The 18933-nt window shown below is 44.6% G+C and carries 11 protein-coding genes and 1 pseudogene; 6 read left to right on the top strand and 6 right to left on the bottom strand.

Going from position 1 to position 18933, the window contains the following annotated elements; translation table 11 throughout:
- Positions 1-102: 102 nt before the first annotated feature.
- Complete coding sequence (locus NG821_RS03290) at positions 103-1017, bottom strand: endonuclease/exonuclease/phosphatase family protein (protein WP_252760238.1); 915 nt, start codon at positions 1015-1017, stop codon at positions 103-105.
- A 696-nt stretch (positions 1018-1713) separates the two neighbouring features.
- Between NG821_RS03290 and NG821_RS03285 the strand changes: the two genes are divergently transcribed.
- On the top strand, positions 1714-4008 hold the full coding sequence (locus NG821_RS03285) for a Kelch repeat-containing protein (protein ID WP_252760237.1): 2295 nt from the start codon (positions 1714-1716) through the stop codon (positions 4006-4008).
- 199 nt (positions 4009-4207) lie between these two features.
- The gene (locus NG821_RS03280) at positions 4208-6283 is read left to right on the top strand and encodes a TonB-dependent receptor plug domain-containing protein (RefSeq protein WP_252760236.1); all 2076 of its coding nucleotides are present in this window, start codon (positions 4208-4210) and stop codon (positions 6281-6283) included.
- Between the two features lie 139 nt (positions 6284-6422).
- On the opposite strand, the gene dnaA is transcribed toward NG821_RS03280, so the two are convergent.
- From dnaA to NG821_RS03255, 5 genes are all read right to left on the bottom strand, one after another.
- On the bottom strand, positions 6423-7832 hold the full coding sequence (gene dnaA / locus NG821_RS03275) for a chromosomal replication initiator protein DnaA (RefSeq protein ID WP_252760235.1): 1410 nt from the start codon (positions 7830-7832) through the stop codon (positions 6423-6425).
- 691 nt (positions 7833-8523) lie between these two features.
- Positions 8524-9450, bottom strand: coding sequence for an MlaD family protein (locus tag NG821_RS03270; protein WP_252760234.1), 927 nt, complete (start codon positions 9448-9450; stop codon positions 8524-8526).
- Between the two features lie 5 nt (positions 9451-9455).
- Complete coding sequence (locus tag NG821_RS03265) at positions 9456-10823, bottom strand: N-acetylmuramoyl-L-alanine amidase family protein (protein WP_252760233.1); 1368 nt, start codon at positions 10821-10823, stop codon at positions 9456-9458.
- 123 nt (positions 10824-10946) lie between these two features.
- Positions 10947-11321 carry a dihydroneopterin aldolase gene (folB, locus tag NG821_RS03260; protein WP_252760232.1) on the bottom strand — a complete coding sequence of 125 codons (375 nt, stop codon included), beginning with the start codon at positions 11319-11321 and terminating at the stop codon, positions 10947-10949.
- A 154-nt stretch (positions 11322-11475) separates the two neighbouring features.
- On the bottom strand, positions 11476-14064 hold the full coding sequence (locus NG821_RS03255; RefSeq protein ID WP_252760231.1) for an adenosylcobalamin-dependent ribonucleoside-diphosphate reductase: 2589 nt from the start codon (positions 14062-14064) through the stop codon (positions 11476-11478).
- A 358-nt stretch (positions 14065-14422) separates the two neighbouring features.
- Here NG821_RS03255 and NG821_RS03250 point away from each other — a divergent pair, with 358 nt between their 5' ends.
- The 4 genes and pseudogenes from NG821_RS03250 to NG821_RS03235 all read left to right on the top strand — a co-directional run bounded on the left by NG821_RS03250 (position 14423) and on the right by NG821_RS03235 (position 18602).
- On the top strand, positions 14423-15160 hold the full coding sequence (locus NG821_RS03250) for a nitroreductase family protein (RefSeq protein ID WP_252760230.1): 738 nt from the start codon (positions 14423-14425) through the stop codon (positions 15158-15160).
- Positions 15161-15263: 103 nt separating this feature from the next.
- The gene (gene bglX / locus NG821_RS03245; protein ID WP_262921852.1) at positions 15264-17549 is read left to right on the top strand and encodes a beta-glucosidase BglX; all 2286 of its coding nucleotides are present in this window, start codon (positions 15264-15266) and stop codon (positions 17547-17549) included.
- A gap of 27 nt (positions 17550-17576) precedes the next feature.
- Positions 17577-18017 (top strand): annotated as a pseudogene (locus tag NG821_RS03240) (flavin reductase family protein); the annotation flags it as partial.
- Positions 18018-18098: 81 nt separating this feature from the next.
- On the top strand, positions 18099-18602 hold the full coding sequence (locus tag NG821_RS03235) for a GAF domain-containing protein (protein WP_252760240.1): 504 nt from the start codon (positions 18099-18101) through the stop codon (positions 18600-18602).
- Positions 18603-18933: the final 331 nt, after the last annotated feature.

Here is an 18933-nt window from a genome sequence, read left to right as displayed (position 1 = left end):
TTATTACAGAAAACGCAACAAGCAACCTAAAAAGATCATGTTTGATAGTCATAAAACAACAGATTATTGACAAGAAATTACAGCGCGATGAATTAAAGAATACTATTTATTATATTGCAGGATAACCTTCACAGGGAAATGATCGGAAGGCATCCGGATATCATACTTCTTGAACGCTATTTCCTTCGGCGCGTCTTTCTCCTCCACTGTCTCCGAGGTCTTCCTCGGTGAACGATAGGTGTCCGTCAGGATCCCGAAACGGTAGACATGAAACTGCCTTGAAACAAAGACATGGTCGATCTGGCTGTCCGTCTTTGAAAAGGGGTCAAAGCCGTTGAACGTCCCGTTCAGCGCATAGTGCATGTCGGCTATCCTATAGGTATCCTGCAACACACCCGAATTTGCCAGCAGGCGATAGCATTCGTGGGTCTGGTCCACATTGAAGTCACCCGTCAGGATTACGGGATCACTGCCGCACATCTCCTTCACTTTCTTCAATACCAGCTTGGAGCTCTCCTCTCTGGCCACCACTCCCATATGGTCCATATGGAGGTTGAAGAACCAGAACTTCCGCTTCGTCTGCAGATCCTGGAAAAAGCCCCACGTACAGATGCGAATGCACGCCGCATCCCAACCTTTATTCGGACAGTCCGTATGCTCCGCCAACCAGAAATGGCCGTCCTTCAACACCTTCAGGCGGCTTTTCTTATAGAAGATGGGCGAATACTCCCCTCCCGTCTTCCCGTCATCGCGCCCTACTCCCAGATAGCCGTACTGAGGCATTGCCGACAACAGGTCCAGCAACTGGTCATGGAGCACCTCCTGCGAGCCCCAGATGTCAAAGTCATTGAACGTCACCAACTGGGATATGACCGGACAGCGCCGTGACCAGCCGTTCCCCGCCAGTTCGTCATCATGGTTATGATTCCTTATATTATAAGTCCCCACCGTCAATTGCTGGCCGTTGACGGCTACGGCAATTAACAGGATAAACAACGATATGAACAGTCTGCGCATTTTAATGTTTTTAAGGATCGTATTTTTATTGCCGAATTATCCACACTTCACACCGGCTCAATTTTCACCGATTTTGTTCAGGACTACAGGCCTAGAACTGCGGCTGCTGCCGAAATTCTTACTAGGCTTGCTGCATATGACAAACTTCTGAGTACGCCCGGCGATAATATATCATGGGTGATATAACCGGTAGTATAGGACAAACCAAAATGAATATTCTGATATTTTTCATTGTTGGATAGTCAATTCAGACATTGATAAGGTAGACGATAAGTCAACAACTATTACTTTTATCATTTAGCGTAAATATATATTTCTTTAATACAGAAAACCATGCTATATAAATTTAAGATAAACAAAGTTAATAATATCAAGATTAAAAAATAGGATAATAAGTGGTTAACAAATCAATTAATATAATAATTTAAAGAGAAAAAGGATAAAATTAACCCTATATCATTGAGAAATCGAAATTCTATAGTATCTTTGCGAAAAATAACTGATACAAAAAATACACGCATGAAACTCTATTACCTTTTCTTTCTAATAACAGTATTCCTTAACAATACACTAATAGTCAATGCACAAGGTCTTTTTTTCCAAAACCCTTTCAATTCCATAAGGAAGCGTACTTCTTATGATGTCTTCAAGGAAGACAATGACGTTTTTCATCACCAATTCACCATTAATTTTGAAATGCGACTCCCTGAAAATCCAGATATCGGATATATACTCAGAATCACAGATCTCAAAAGTGATGAAATATTCAATGTTTTTTTGGATGAATCCAAAGAAGACATTATAGAACTCAACAGAGAAGGCTATAAGGAACTAATTACTTTCAAATATAATCGATGTGAATTAAAAGACGAACATTGGTTCCGGTTTAGCCTACACTTTGATTTAGACAATAAAATCATAAGTATGAAAATCAATGGACACAAAAAAACTATCCATGATGCTCTTTTACCAAAAGAAATAAGACCAGATTTAGTATTTGGTCGAAATGACTATATTATTGATGTTCCTGCTTTTGGTATAAAGGATCTTAATATTAGTGGAGACAGTAAGGTATATTACTTTCCATTAAATCAAAGTTACGGAAATAATGTATACGACAAGGACGGCAAGAAAATAGGTTATGTTGAAAATCCTTATTGGGGAATCAATGACTCGTATCATTGGAAATTTCTCAAGAAATTGCATTCCAATACTAATGCGGGAGTATGCTTTGATCCCTTTCGGCAAAATATTTACTATTATAACCGGACAGAATTAAATATCTATAATATTAGCAGTAAACAATCTATATACAATCGGTTTGCCAATAGATGTCCTGTGGAAATATATTTAGGAATGAACTTCTTCAATCCTATTAATAATAGACTTTATACCTATGAAGTTCACAAGAATAATAAAAAGCCACAAGATGTTACCCTAGCCAGCCTAAATTTAAGCACACTAAGTTGGACTCCTGAAAGCAATAATCAGCTAAAAGCCCAAGAACATCATCATGGATCATTTTTTGACTGGAGAAGACAAGAATTAACAATTTATGGAGGATTTGAACCCATGCACTATAGCAACCAATTCTATACATATGACCTCCATTCCCATAGTTGGTCTGTGATGAAAGGGATCAAAGGACCGAGGATGCCCAGATATTTCGTATCAGTCGGGCAATATGGAAATGACGTCTATTTGTTTGGAGGAATGGGCAATGAATCAGGAAACCAGTCTGTCGGAAGAAAATATTTTTATGATTTATATCGCCTAAATAAAATAACTAAGAAGATCACGAAACTATGGGATTTAAAGTGGGGTAAGAAGCAGAATGTCGTCCCTGTAAGAAACATGATTATCTTTGATAGAAGATATTTCTATACCTTATGCTATTCTGAATTCCTTTCTGATTCCTACCTGAAACTTTATCGTTTTTCCATTAAGGACGGAAGTTATCAAATACTTGGCGATTCCATTCCCATACACTCTGATAAAATAACGACCAATGCCAATTTGTATTACGACCGTCAACAACGAAAGTTTATCGTAACGGTACAAGAATCAAAAGACGATATTTCTTCTACCCTGAAGATCTACAGCATAGACCTGCCTGTTCTGTCTGCAACAGAATACGCGGCAATTATCGAGCCCCCTCATAGTACTAAGAAAGAGATGATCATTTTGATCATTTGTATACTCTGCATAGGTGTGGTTTTCATATTCCTATACCGAAAGAAAAATAAAGCAGGTCTTATTCGTCAGAGTTCACGTTTGCATCTGGACAAAAGTCAATTAAAGCCAAATTCCATATACTTGTTTGGAGATTTTATGGCTCGGGACAGAAAGAATCGGGATATCAGTTATATGTTTACAAACAAACTCCGGGAAGTCCTTTTTATCCTAATTGAACACAGTGAGAAAGAAGGCATATCATCTAAGGTATTAGGTACAATGCTATGGGGGAACAAGACTACTGAAAAGATCAAGAATTCCAGAAGTGTCACCATTAACCACCTACGGAAAGTACTTGAGGAAATAGACGGTATTCAGGTTGTCTACCAAGACGGATTTTTCAAGCTGGATGTTCAAGCCCCCTTCTATTGCGATTATTATGATTGTCGCAGGATCATTAAGGAAGACAATGCAAATGAATTCTCACTATTGTCCATACTGAAAAGAGGCAAGTTCCTACAGAAGATGGATATGCCGACTCTTGACCGTTTCAAATCCAAGGAAGAACAAATGCTGATTCCTATCCTGACAAAAGAAATGGAAGAAGCTTACAAAAAGAAAGAATATGAAATTGCCATTGAATGGGCAAAAGCTATATTCAATGCGGATCCTCTAAATACCAATGCCTTGGATATTCAAATCAAATCTTTAAAAAGGCTGAGCAGGATATTCGAAGCTAAAGACGCCATCAGAGCATTTAACAGAGAATACCAAAAAGATTTTGGAGAGAATTATGAGTATAAAAGCAATGATTGATTTTAGAGAGCACTCTTATACGGCCTTTCCAGATTCGAAGAAAAGACTTGAAGAATCTGTTTCTTTTTGAGGCTGATAAACTTCAACAGCCACTCCCATCACTGATAAAAAATATTTCCGGTAGTTGTTTTCTCAGACAAAACAACTACCTTTGCACTACCTTGCCGTAAGCAAGGCAATTTAATCAATTAATCAATCAATGTACAAAACAATTTTCAACAAGCGCCGCAGCCTGAGATTCAAGAAATTCTCAAACAAGGGCTACGCTCTGTTCTCCGTACTGGGGAAAGAAGTGCTTGTCGGCACACTGAGCATTGCTACTTTGTCTCACGCAAAGGCAGCTGGCGTCAGTACAGATGTCAACAAGATCGCTTCTGATACCATTTCCGGGAAAGAGCAGCAACTTGACGAGGTCGATGTGACTGCAAGCAGGGCACCGCTGACTAGAAGTCAGCAAGCGAGAATGGTTACTGTACTGACGCGAAAGGATATCGCCGCCGCGCCGGTGCAAAGTGTAAATGATCTGTTAAAGTACGCTGCAGGCGTCGATGTCCGACAAAGGGGTGCCATTGGGGCACAAACGGATATCAGCATTCGAGGCGGCAACAGCGAACAGATCACCATCTTGCTCAACGGCATCAATATCTGTGACCCTCAAACCGGTCATAACGCCTTTGATTTGCCTGTAGACCTCAGTGAGATAGAGCGTATCGAAATACTCGAGGGACCTGCAGGCAGGGTTTATGGAACTTCTTCACTTCTTGGAGCCATTAATATTGTCACTAGGACTCCTGAGCAAACCAGCATGACCACTCATATTGAAGGCGGTTCATTCGGTTATCTCTCCGCTGGCGGCAGAGCCAATATTGCAAAGGGACACTGGAACAATCAGGTTTCAGGAAGTTATACCCGCAGTGATGGATTCAGCCGAGACAAAAACGGGCAACTGAATAATGATTATAAGGGTGGAAAGACTTTTTATCAAGGCAATTACAACGACCCTAATGTTTCTGTCAAATGGTATGCCGGCCTAAGTACGAAAAACTGGGGAAGCAGTACTTCTTACAGTTCCAAATACGATGATCAATTTGAACATACTTTCAAGACATTCACTGCCCTGCAGGCAGAAAACAAAATCGGTCTGTTCCATCTGAAACCTTCTATCTATTGGAATCGTTCCATGGACCGATTCGAACTTTTCCGTCATTCCGCCGACAAAACTCCTTTCAACTACAATCGGACAGATGTCTACGGTGTCAACCTAAACAGTTATTTCGACTGGTTCGGGGGACGTACTGCTCTCGGAACAGAGATTCGGAACGAAGATCTGGTCAGCACTAACCTTGGGGAACCGCTGAAACATCTCAGGCCAATACATGACACAGGGCTACAATACAAAGATGGACTGAACCGGACGAATGTGCAATTCGTATTGGAACACAATATTCTCCTGAGTCGTTTTACACTTTCTGCGGGCCTGATTGCCGTCAAGAACAGTTGGGCCGATATGAACATGCGTGTCTACCCCGGCCTTGATGCCAGTTATCGTATAGGCAACAATTGGAAGGTCTATACTTCATTCAACACGTCTCTTCGACTCCCCTCTATCACAGAACTTTATTATTCTGTCGGGGGATACCAAGCTGACCCACATTTGAAGCCTGAAGAATTATCAGCTTTTGAAACAGGAATCAAGTACAGTGCCCAAGGAATTTCCGGCAAGGCAAGTATTTATCACAACCATTATAAAAATCTGATTGACTGGATCTATGATGGAACTAAAGATGAGAACGGATCTCCACTTTGGAAATCTGTCAATTATGGAAAGATCAATGCCCTTGGCATAGAAACGTCACTGAACTTTGATTTCTTCCAGTTGATACCTTCCCAACATTTTCTTAAGGACTTCCTTTTCAGTTATAGCTTTATCAATCAGTCGAAGCATGAAGCCTCGAATATTCAAAGCCTCACGGCTTTAGAGTACTTGAAAAATAAAGTTGTGACTCATCTAGGGTTGAAATTATGGAGGCAACTCGACTTAGACCTCCAATACCGATTCCAACACCGCATAGGTACTTATGTGGATGCCAACGGCAGAACACATCCCTATTCATCCTATGGAATACTGGACGGGAAACTCAGTTGGGATAACACGAATTGGAAAGCCTATATCGAAGCCAATAACATTCTCGATAAAGACTACGTGGAAGTTGGTAACGTCCCTCAACCAGGTTTCTGGTTGATCGCAGGATTTTCAATCCATCTCCCGCTATGATTTTTTGTTGAGGATACACCCTCATGGTAGAGGGCTATGATTGTACAACTTGAAAATGTACAGATACTAAAAAAGAAGTGAGACTCTGAGGAGTTTCACTTCTTTTTGTTCTTAAGAAAAGCCAGATGCTATTCTCCGATCAGTTTTTCAGTTTAAATGCATTTTCTATCGATACCAGTTCATCCCGAAAAGAACGGTCAACCTTCAAGCGCCCTTCGACTTTAGAACAACTATGGACTACAGTTGAATGGTCTCTATTGCCAACCAATTTTCCGATTCTTGAAGCAGGCATCTTCGTGTATTTCTGCGCCATATACATACTGACTTGCCGGGCTATGACGAAATCATGCTTACGGCTACGGCTATTTACAGAGTTTGGTGACACATTGAAGTGCTTGCAGACCGTACTGACGATATCATCTAGTGTAAGCGGCTCATCATCTACTTTCACAGCCCGCTTGATCACTCTCTCGGCTAACTTCAAATTGATATCGCCGCCATAGGTAATGCTGTATGCCAACAGACCGTTGATGACGCCTTGCAGATCACGTACGCTTCCGTCTGCATTCTCAGCAATATAGTCCACTACATCATCGGGAATGGCAAGACCGTTGCGCCGAATCAGATTAGTCAGAATATCTTTGCAGAGTTGCTTGTTCGGTTTCTCCAGTTCAGCGATAAGTCCACAAGAGAAACGAGTCAGCAGGCGGTCAGGCATATCTTTCAGTTCCACCGGCGGGCGATCACTTGCCAGAATGATTCTTCGGCCATTCTTGAACAGATGATTAAATATATGGAAGAAAGTATCCAAGGTCTTGGCTTTTCCCATCCATTCCTGGACATCGTCTACAATCAGCATGTCAATGGTCTGATAGAACCCTATAAAATCATTGACGTGGTTATTCAGCACGGCACTTGTATACTGCACTTGGAAAAGCCTCGCACTGATATACAAGATTCTCTTGTTCGGATAGCATTTTCTGCACTCATTCCCGATGGCATTGATCAAATGGGTCTTTCCACAACCAGAAGGGCCATAGATGAACATCGGATTGAATTGTGCCGTATTCGGATGCTCGGCTATTGTCAGTCCGATAGACCTCGGCAACTTATTGCTGTCTCCCTCCACATAATTAGAGAAAGTCAGTTTCGGATTCAGTTGGGAATCGAGTTGCTGGGGTTTTGCCGCATCCAGGATCGTCGGAGACTGATTGGCGCCTGCCAGCGGTTTCTGTTTGATAGCATCTGCCGGATCAGCTTCTATGTTTTGTGTCAGGTTATGCTCTTTATCGGTGACGATACGATAAGTCAACCGGATGCCTTCTCCGAAAAATTTTCGAAGGGCCTTGCTCATCAAATCTACATAGTTAGCCTCCAAATACTCATAAACGAAACCACTCGACACTTGGACAAGAAGGGTCGTTTTCTTCTCGTCATAGGACTCGAAAACAATAGGTCTGAACCAAGTGTTATAGGCCTTCTCATCCAGATTATTTCTGATGAGCATAAGGGCCTGATCCCAAAGATCTTTAGGACTGTCTTTCTTCATGCTAAAAAAACACGCTATAAATTGATTTCATAATACAGGTCGCAGAACAATTTCGCGTGTCATCTCCGTCACGCTCAGCAAACTCACTGACCGGCTTGACGCTTAAGAAATGAAACGCTATAAATCGACAGACAATTGACTCTCAACGGTCTCTCTAATCTATTGACCACTTCGGCTAAGGTAACAGCCCGAAAATCAAACTGTATTTCCTCCTAAATGATCAAATCATTCGGTACTCGACTCATTTGCAAAGGTATAAAACATTTTCTAATTACACAAATCATGTTCTTCAACATATATTGCCCCATTCACCGTAAACAGCTTGTTATCGGGTATTTAATGGCTTACGGTACACTGCTTATAGCAGATGAAACGCCAAACGATATAAATTATTGATAATAAGAGATATAAACAGTATTACCTACAGAAGGGACTTTAGTAGTGAAACAATCCCATGACAAACCCTAAAGCGACTCATTTTCAAACACTAAAATATCGTCAGCAACTCTGTGAAACAAGGGTGATAATTATTTAGACAAAATTTAATTAGGAAATGCGCTTTACGCCATTCTGAAAGGGCTTAACGCCCTTCATTCCATTGCATAAATTACAAATAAAAGTCCTCTCTATCGACAACTGTTTTGATGCCATAGAGAGGACTTCATTATCAAACTCACGTCCAGTTATCTTTCTACTTGTCTTTTTTGCCAAACAAAGAGAAATGAACATACCGCTTAGGATGAGTCCGGATATTGACGAACAAAGAGTCAAGATTGCGGACACTCATGTTCATATTATCATACAAGGACGGGTCATTCATCAATTTTCCTAATGAACTGTTCTCGTTGTTGAGTTTCTCACTCAGTTGATGCACCTGATCCAAGGTGGTATTTACTTGATTCATTGTTTTCTGAATATCAAGAGAGGCCAGATGGTCTGTAAATTTTCTGCTGTTGACCATGACACCGTTGGCATTGTCCAACATCCCGCCTGCCTTACCCATCAATCCGGGTATCTGACGGTTCAATCCTGTGAGCAGGGTATTCAATTGTCTGGAAGAAACGGCAAGATTGGCAGTGGTCACTTGTATATTGTCAAGGGAATGAGTGAGAGCAGGATTGGCGATTAACGCGTTGAGACCTGTAAGAATAGAATCGATCTTAGGCATCATCTTCTCGATAGAAGGTACCATCTCCTGGAATTTTGCCATCATACCAGATTCTGTCATACCAGGAATCACTTGACCGGGTTCGATCTTCTCTACAGGATTATTTGACATCAAGATATTCACCTGCATATTGCCCATGATGTCCTTTTCTATTTCAGCTTTGCTCCCCTTAGGTATACGCAAGCCCTTTTTCAGACCCGCCTTCACACGGATAGGACCAGTGCCTTCATAATCATATTCTATACCTTTGACAGTACCCACCTTATATCCGTCAGCATAGATAGGAGCAGCTGTACCCAGTCCACTGATATCCTGAAACGTCATATAATACGTATCATCATTCGAAAACAAGTTCATCCCCTTCAGAAACTTGATCCCGAAAAAAAGAACGACTATTCCAATTATGGCGACCAAGGCGATTTTAACCTCTTTGGTGAGTATCTGCTTCATAAATCTTATTTTTTCTTGTTGTTTGAAAATTCCGTAATGGCCTGGTTTACATCTATTCTTTTTCCGTTCTTGAAGGCAATGATGAAAGCGTCCGGGAATCGGTCCAGTAAACTCTTCCGCAACCGTGATATTTCATTGTAATCTGCCGAACTTCCAGTTGTATATTTCAGGAACTGTCCGTCTCGATAGAAATCAAAATCATCTAACCCTTTCAACGAAGCATCGCCCACATGCACCTCTCTACTGGAAGCGAACAACTGCACCTTAAAGACCGGCACATCTGCTGAAGGAGCCTGAGTTGCCTGAGAGGCAGTCGTTTTTTTCGAATCAGCCAACTTCGATTTTACGGGTACACTCCCCTGACTGCGTTTTTTAGCTATACTGTTTGTCTTTGCATCAGAATCACCCGCAGACTGATCTGTTGACTGAGCAACAGGAGTCTTTTTATTTGCAGGCGGCACCAAGACCCAATGTGTATTGTCCTGACTGTTCACTTTTGTTGCCTCCTGATCGTCCTGATCATTATCCGACACAATCTGAGGGACATCAGGAGTATCATTGGTCTCACTACGATAAGGTACTGTTATGCGACGGCCATACTTGTTCTTATATTCCAGGAACGCATGATAGATTCCGTCCGCAATAGCTTCTTCCTTAGAAGCATCATTCAAGTCCTGCTCTTCACTGGGAGTGGTGATAAAACCGAGTTCTATGAGACAACTCGGCATTGAGGTCTCTCTCAAAACCAAGAATCCTGCCTGATGCACGCCCTTATTAATACGGTTCGCCCGATTGCAGACATTCTTTTCTATCATCCCAGCCAGATCAACGCTTTTCGCCATGTTCCGGTCTTGTATGAACTCGAACATAATATAACTCTCTGAAGAATTGGGATCGAAACCCTGATAAGTCACTTTATAGTCCTTCTCCATTGAGATGACCGAGTTCTCCCTCATAGCGACGGCCAGATTATCCTTAGCACGATGCATTCCCAGCGTCCACGTCTCGAAACCCTGGGCAATCCTTCCTGCCGGCAGAGCATTGGTGTGAATGGATATAAACAGATCAGCATTATTGCGGTTGGCAATATTGGCACGCTCCATCAAGGGGACAAAAACGTCAGTTTTTCTCGTATAAATCACCCTGACGTCAGGGCAATTCCGCTCAACATCACGTCCAAAAGCCAATGCAACCTTCAGATTAATATCCTTCTCATTTGACATGGCCCCTAATGCACCCGCATCATGTCCACCATGCCCGGCATCAATCACTAACGTAAAACGTTGATTTTTAGCAGAACCGGCAAAAACTACAGGGACAGTTATCACAGAGGATAACAAAGCCAAAAAGATAATCAAAAAATGTCTCTTCATTCCTCAAAAGGCAGTTTAATGCAAAAGTAATGATTTTCTCACAAAAACTACTATCTTTTATTCAGTTTTATCATTTCTATCTCAATTACCTTCTGAAAATTATCACTTTTCCATCCAAAATCACTAATTGTCGTTGATAAAATGTGATTTGATTAAGGCGCCTTCACAGTCAGCCCCTATAGGCGGGTTCAGTTTCATCAGATTCATATCTACCGCCTGTATGGAAGGGAAAGCATGGAACAGCCTTTCTGCTATTCTCCCTGTTACACGCTCCAACAACAAACTCGGGGTCTGCATTTCCTGGTTGACGATCTTATAAAGGTCTGCGTAATTCAAGGTATCTTCAAGATCATCAGAATACATCGCCTTTTCTATCGAATAGCGGACACAGAGATCCACGATATAGTCATTACCTGTAAGATGCTCCTGTGCTCCGACACCATGAAAGGCATGGAAACGCATCCCCTTCAGCACTATTTCACTATCCGTCAGTTTCATATCCGCCTCCTTAAAATTGGTCCTGTCTTTCGCACTTTCATGCATCTATTTGATCTTGCGGTTCGGTCTCTTTAAGCCCAGCCGTTTCTGAAGGGCACAAAGTATGTTTGGCCCAGCCGCAAGATCTCCTATGCTCACGATTAAACTCTCCTTATCAGCCACAGCGGCTTGCTCCGCAATTCGTGCAGATCAAACAACCTTCCTGATAGACCAAGGTCTCCTGCCCGCATATCGGACATTTCTGACCTTTCGCCTTTGTACCGTCTACGATATATTTCTTCAAGGCCCTTACGACGCCGTTCTTCCAAGTATTAATACTTTCATCCTTCAATTGCAGAGAGGTAACCAGTTTGACGACATGGTCTATAGGCATCCGGTAACGCAGGACCCCGGAAATCAACTTGGCATAATTCCAGTATTCCGGATTGAACTTCTCGCTCAAGCCTTCTACAGTTGTCTTGTATCCTCTTTTGTTCTTGAATTGGAAGTCATAGCGGTGAGAGCCATCAGGATTCGTCTGTTGGATAATCTCGCCTTTCGTGACATTCTTCGGAAGTGCAATACCTTCCTCATCATCTTGAAGACCAGTGAATATCTCATAAGGATAATTGTTCAGCAATCCGACAAATGCGACCCATTTCTCTTTATTGTTCTGGAAACGGACCACATCGCAATCCAATTCCTTGGGACGGATCTCTGTAACTGTCGGGCGCTTGAAAGCAGCCTTCTCCTCCAGGTTGTTGTCTTTGACATCATTGCCGTCAACGGCCGCTTTCTCACTCTTCTTATCTTTCTTGGAAACGGAGACCATGACGCCTGCACGACTGCCGTCACGATAAATGGTACAACCCTTGCAGCCGCATTTCCAAGCCTCGACGTACAATTTGTTGACCAAGGCCTCATCGACACTATTAGGCAGATTGACGGTCACAGAAATAGAATGGTCTACCCATTTCTGAATAGCTCCCTGCATCCTCACCTTCATCAACCAGTCAACATCATTAGCTGTCGCTTTATAATAAGGTGAACGTGCCACGAGACCGTCAATCTCTTCCTGACTGTAATTCTTTGTGGTGTCAATGCCATTGACCTTCATCCATTTAAGAAATTTCTGATGATAGACGATATACTCCTCATAACTGTCACCTACATCGTCGACGAAATCTACATGGGCATCATCATCACTCGGATTGACCTTCCGACGGCGCTTGTAAACAGGCATGAATACCGGTTCTATACCGGAAGTCGTCTGGGTCATCAATGAGGTGGTCCCTGTAGGGGCTATCGTCAGACACGCTATGTTTCGACGGCCGTATTTGACCATCTCTTCATATAGTCCCGGATCAGTTTCCTTCAAACGGAGGATAAAAGGATTGTGCAGTTCACGCTGGGTGTCATATATTTCAAAAGCGCCACGCTCCTTAGCCATTATAACTGAACTGTGATAGGCATTCAGTGCAAGTGTCTTATGTACGGAGACGCTGAAATCTGTCGCCTCCTGGGTACCATAACGGAAACCCAAAGCTGCCAGCATATCGCCTTCAGCTGTGATTCCCAGACCAGTACGGCGACCTTCCCCACTCTTCTTGCGAATCTTCTCCCAAAGGTGATATTCTGTATACTTCACCTCATCGCTCTGAGGATCTTTCTTGATCTTGTCGAGGATCATGTCTATCTTTTCCATCTCAAGGTCGACGATATCGTCCATCAGTCGTTGACCGTATTGTACGTGCTGCTTGAATTTGTCGAAGTTGAAATAGGCGTCTTTAGTAAACGGTTTCTCCACATAAGAGTACAGATTGATTGCCAAGAGACGACAACTGTCATAAGGGCAGAGGGGAATTTCTCCACAAGGGTTCGTGCTCACTGTCCGAAACCCGAGATCAGCATAGCAGTCGGCCACACTCTCCCGAAGGATCGTATCCCAAAACAGCACTCCCGGTTCCGCACTTTTCCAGGCATTATGTACGATCTTCCCCCAGAGTTTACGTGCCGATATTTGTTTTGTCACCTTCGGACTCTTTGCATCTATCGGGAACTGCTGGGTATAGGGGCGGTCTGCGATCGCATCCTTCATGAATTCATCGTCTATCTTCACGCTGATATTGGCACCGGTCACCTTACCTTGCTCCAACTTCGCATCGATGAAATCTTCACTGTCGGGATGCTTGATGCTCACGGAAAGCATCAGTGCTCCGCGCCGCCCGTCCTGAGCTACCTCACGGGTGGAATTGCTGTATCTCTCCATAAACGGGACGAGACCCGTACTTGTCAGGGCAGAATTGTTGACCGGTGAGCCTTTTGGACGAATCTGACTCAGATCATGTCCGACACCGCCACGACGTTTCATCAATTGGACCTGTTCCTCGTCGATCTTCATAATAGCACCATAGGAATCGGCATCCCCGTCCAAGCCGATCACAAAACAGTTGCTCAGACTCGAGACCTGATGCTTATTGCCTATCCCTGCCATCGGACTGCCCCCGGGGACAAGATAGCGGAAATGGTCCAGCAGGTCAAAAACTTGTTGAGCACTCATCGGGTTGGGATACTTTTGCTCTATCCGAGCAATTTCATTTGCTATACGCCAATGCATATCTACCGGCGATTTTTCGAAGATATGCCCGAAGCTGTCTTTCATAGCGTATTTGTTTACCCATACCTTGGCGGCCAACTGATCACCGTCAAAATACTTCAAAGACTCTTCGTATGCTTCCTCAAAAGAATAGGTTTTACCTTCCATATTTTGGTGAATTGTAATTTCTAACTATCGTGCAAAGATAACTCAATATTTTCGGAAACGAAAAACTTTTAGTAGTAATTTCAAATCGTCAAACCCGTTCTCCAAGTCATCCAAAATTCATTTTTTCAGGATGAAAGTAAGCTACGACAGGACGAGTCACTTAACGGATAAGGCGTTGTGTTTTCTGATTATACTGGTCGTATACACCTAAGATTGAAACTGTTTTTCCTTTTGTATGATTCCCAGCATTAATAAAGTCAAATAATTTGCTCGTTTCTCTAAATTCAGTTAACTTTGTAACTGAAGCTTTCCGATAGAAGGTTTCACCGGTTAACGGAAATTTCAAAAGACTTAATATATGGAATCATTCAATCAAAGGAAAAGTATACGTAAGTATTCTGACAAAGCGGTCAGTGATGAACTTCTCAACCAACTCCTTCAAGAAGCCGAGCGCACACCCACTATGGGCAATCTTCAACTCTACAGCGTTGTCATCACACGCTCGAAGGAGGGCAAGGAAGCACTTTCCCCTGCTCATTTTGACCAACCGATGGTCATGGGGGCGCCTGTTGTCCTGACCATTTGCGCAGATTTCCGACGCACGACCCTTTGGGCAAAGCAACGTAAGGCTAATCCCGGGTATGACAATTTCCTGAGTTTTATCAATGCCTCTGCAGATGCCTTGCTTTATACGCAGACTTTCAGCAATCTTGCTGAGGAAAAAGGTCTCGGTACATGCTTTTTAGGCACCACTTTCTATTCTCCCCAACAGATTATAGACGCCTTACAACTGCCCAAACTTGTCTTCCCGGTAGCTACGATTACATTGGGTTGGCCGGCTGAAGATCCTGAACAAAGTGACCGACTGCCTCTCAAAGCTATCATCCACAAAGAGCACTACAAGGACTACACGCCCCAAATGATCGACCGTTTCTATGCTGAAAAAGAAAACACGGAAAAGAACCGGCATTTTGTGGAAATCAATAAGAAAGAAACTTTAGCACAGGTTTATACCGATATCAGATATACTAAAAAGGACAATGTCCCACTTTCGAAGGGCCTGATAGAGGCACTGCGGCATCAGGGATTCTTGTAATATTTTTAATGTCACTAACAGGAACCGGCACCATCTCAAAGACCGGTTTCATATTTCCCCAAAACAAATATCCTAACGAACCCTACCTTTATATATAAAGATCATGAAAGCAAGAAAAATCCTTTACACAGCAGTTTGCCTGCTTTTATTATTGCCAGCCTCATCTGCCGCTCAGGAGAATGATCCCCAAATGGATCAGTTTATTACCAACCTGATGAGCAGAATGACGCTTAAGGAAAAAATAGGTCAATTGAATCTGCTCGCCTCCGGAAGTATCGTTACCGGTGAAGGCAAGAACGGCGGCGTCTCAGAGAAGATCAAAAACGGGGAAGTCGGGGGACTCTTCAGTCTCACGGGTGAAAAGAACCTCCGCGCTGCCCAAGACATCGCCGTCAGGCAGAGCCGACTGAAGATTCCCTTGATCTTCGGTTTGGACGTGATACACGGCTATAAAACTGAGTTTCCCATCCCTCTTGCCAGTTCCTGCAGTTGGGATATGAAAGCCATCGAGAACGCTGCCAAGATCTCCGCCCTTGAAGCCACTGCGGACGGCATCTGCTGGACCTTCAGCCCCATGGTCGACATCTGCCGTGACGGACGCTGGGGAAGGATGGCCGAAGGATCAGGCGAGGATCCCTACCTCGGCTCCCTGATTGCCCGGGCAATGGTCAGGGGTTACCAGGGCAACAGCCTGAGTACCGGCAACACCATGATGGCCTGCATCAAGCACTTCGCACTCTACGGAGGCGTTGAGGCCGGACGGGAATACAATACGGTCGACATGAGCCGCCTGCGCATGTTCAATGAATATCTCCAGCCCTATGAAGCCGCCGTGAAGGCAGGCGCGGGAAGCGTCATGACTTCCTTCAATACCGTAGACTATATCCCTTCCGCCGGCAACAAGTGGCTGCTCACGGATCTCCTGAGGAAACAATGGGGATTCAAGGGATTCGTCGTCACTGATTACACTGCCATCCAGGAGATGGTCAACCACGGCGTGGGGAAAGACCTCCAGGAAGTCTCCGCCCTGGCGCTCAATGCGGGAACGGATATGGACATGGTCTCTGAAGGGTTCCTGAACACACTGGAAAAATCGATTGCCGAAGGAAAGGTCAGTGTACAGTCGGTAGACACGGCCTGCCGGCGAATACTCGAAGCAAAATACAAACTCGGACTTTTCAAAGACCCTTATCTCTACCTGAGCAGGAAAAAGGCGGCCAAGACCACGCTCACCCCTGCCAATCTCAAGGCGGCAAGGGATATCGCTGCAGAGACCTTCGTCCTCCTCAAGAACGACCGCAGGCTCCTCCCTCTCCAAAAGAAGGGGACGATAGCCCTCATCGGGCCAATGGCTGAGGCAGGGCCCCAGATGGTCGGCACATGGAATGTCGTCTCCGACCCCAACCTGTGCCCTTCATTGGTGAAAGCCATGAAGGAGTCCGTCGGTAACAACGCTGACATCCTCTACGCCAAGGGATCCAATGTCTGCTACGATGAGCGACTCCAGGAAAACATGTCCTGGGGGAGCATCAAATGGGACAGTCGCAAACCGGAAGACATTAGGGCCGAAGCCCTCGCCGTTGCCCGGAAGGCTGACGTCATCGTGGCGGCCATCGGAGAACCCGCCAACGGCAGCGGGGAGTGCAGCAGCCGCTCGGACCTCACCATTTTCGACGCCCAGAAAGACCTGCTGCAGGCTCTCAAGGATACCGGCAAGCCGGTCATCCTGGTCAACTTCTCGGGAAGGCCTACCGTCATGACTTGGGAAGACCGGAATTTCAACGCCATACTCAACGTCTGGTTCGGAGGGACTGAGGCTGCTCCTGCCATCTGCGACGTGCTCTTCGGCGACAAAGTCCCCAGCGGACATCTGTCTTTCACCATGCCCAAGAGTGTGGGACAGATCCCCATCTACTATAACCACCTCAACACTGGAAGACCTTTGGGGAATGAGAAATGGTTCACCAAATTCCGCAGCAATTACCTCGACATTGACAACGAACCGCTGTATCCTTTCGGATTCGGACTATCCTATACAACTTTCAAGTACGGACCCCTCACCTTGGACAGGAACACTATGACGGGGAATGACAGCATCAGGGCAAGTATAACGGTCACCAACACCGGAGCTTACGACGGTGACGAAGTCGTGCAGTTCTATATCCGGGACAGGGTAGCCAGCATCTCACGCCCGGTGGAGGAACTGAAGGGTTTCGAACGCATTCATCTGAACAGGGGGGAATCGAAGACGGTCAACTTTGTCATCAATGCCGACAAACTGAAATTCTACAACTCCCAACTCCAGTATGTCTGTGAGCCGGGGGACTTCGACGTTATGGCAGGACCTAACTGCAGGGATGTCCAGACCTGCAGGTTCACACTGCAATGAACAAGTACAATTCTAATTTTATCTAATATGTCATTAAGAAAAGGCGAGCTCAGCAGGGCTTTCACTTATATTGAACCGGGACCGGTCATCCTGCTCACTGCCAGTACCGGAGCCAAGGACTATGTCATGACACTCTCATGGAGTATGGTGATGGACTTCCTCCCCCATATCTGCATCTCTACGGGAGCCTGGAACGAAACCTTCGGTGCCATCATGGACTCCAAAGAGTGCTGTATCTGCATTCCGACGGTGGATATGATCGGAGAGGTCGTAGGAGGTGTGGGCATGACCCACTCTTCCGAATGTGACAAATTCAAGAGATTCAAGCTGAAACGGGAAAAGGCGGAGTTGGTCAGCGCTCCCCTGCTCTCCGACTGTCAGGCCTGCCTTGAATGCAAACTGGAACGCTATATCGAAGACGAGGGACTTCTAATCCTCAGGTGCGTACAACTCTGGGAGAATCCGGACAAGCGGGAGGCACACATCTTCCATGCTGTCGGGGACGGGCATTTCATCGAAGACGGTCCCATCCATGACCTCAGGCAAGATATGGCGGAAAAGATTCCCGGAGGCAGTGAACGGGGTTTGACGGACAGCCCCAGGACGGAGCGCTATCGGGACCTGATCACCCAAAGTAAGAGTTTGATAGACGGCATCCCTGACACCGTATCGGCACTAGCGAACCTCACGGCACTGATCAAGGAAAAGTTTCCGGAATTTTTCTGGGTAGGTTTCTATCTGGTCAAGGGAGATAGCCTGATTCTCGGACCTTTCCAGGGAACGGCTGCCTGCTTCCGCATCGGAAAAGGCAAAGGAGTCTGCGGCACGGCTTGGGCGGAGAACCGGACGATGATCGTCGACGACGTAACTGATTTCCCCGGTCACATCGCCTGCTCCACGCTCTCCAAGTCAGAGATCGTCGTACCTGTCAGACAGAAAGGACAGGTCGTCGCCGTTCTCGATATTGACAGTACGCAGAAAAAAGCCTTTGGAGAACAAGACGGACATGGTCTGGAACAATTGTCAGAAATCATAACGACTTCCTTCAAATAGAAAACGGTCGTATAAAAGTATCTTCAACCCAATCCATTCCAGATGGAGGCGTCTCTTCCTTATTCGAAATAAGATCACCAATATGCAGCATAATGGTCCATCAAAATGCAGCATAATGGTGTACCATTATGCTGCATTTCGCTAAACACCTTAAGGCTTTGTCATCCAGTTACGACTTTACCTCATCCCTCCTTTTATCTGTCCAAGGCCAAATTGGTCATCTCAAAAGAAAGAAAATCACACTCGCCAAGCCATACTCTGTCTGAAAGGAGACATTTATAACCTTCAATGGACAACAACAGTATTTTGCTTCTTTTGTAAACCGCTTTAA

It is taken from the genome of Segatella cerevisiae, assembly GCF_024054555.1.
Classification (GTDB): Bacteria; Bacteroidota; Bacteroidia; order Bacteroidales; family Bacteroidaceae; genus Prevotella; species Prevotella cerevisiae.
Note: the sequence above shows the minus strand (reverse complement) of the source record. Positions and strands in the feature narration are given on the sequence as shown.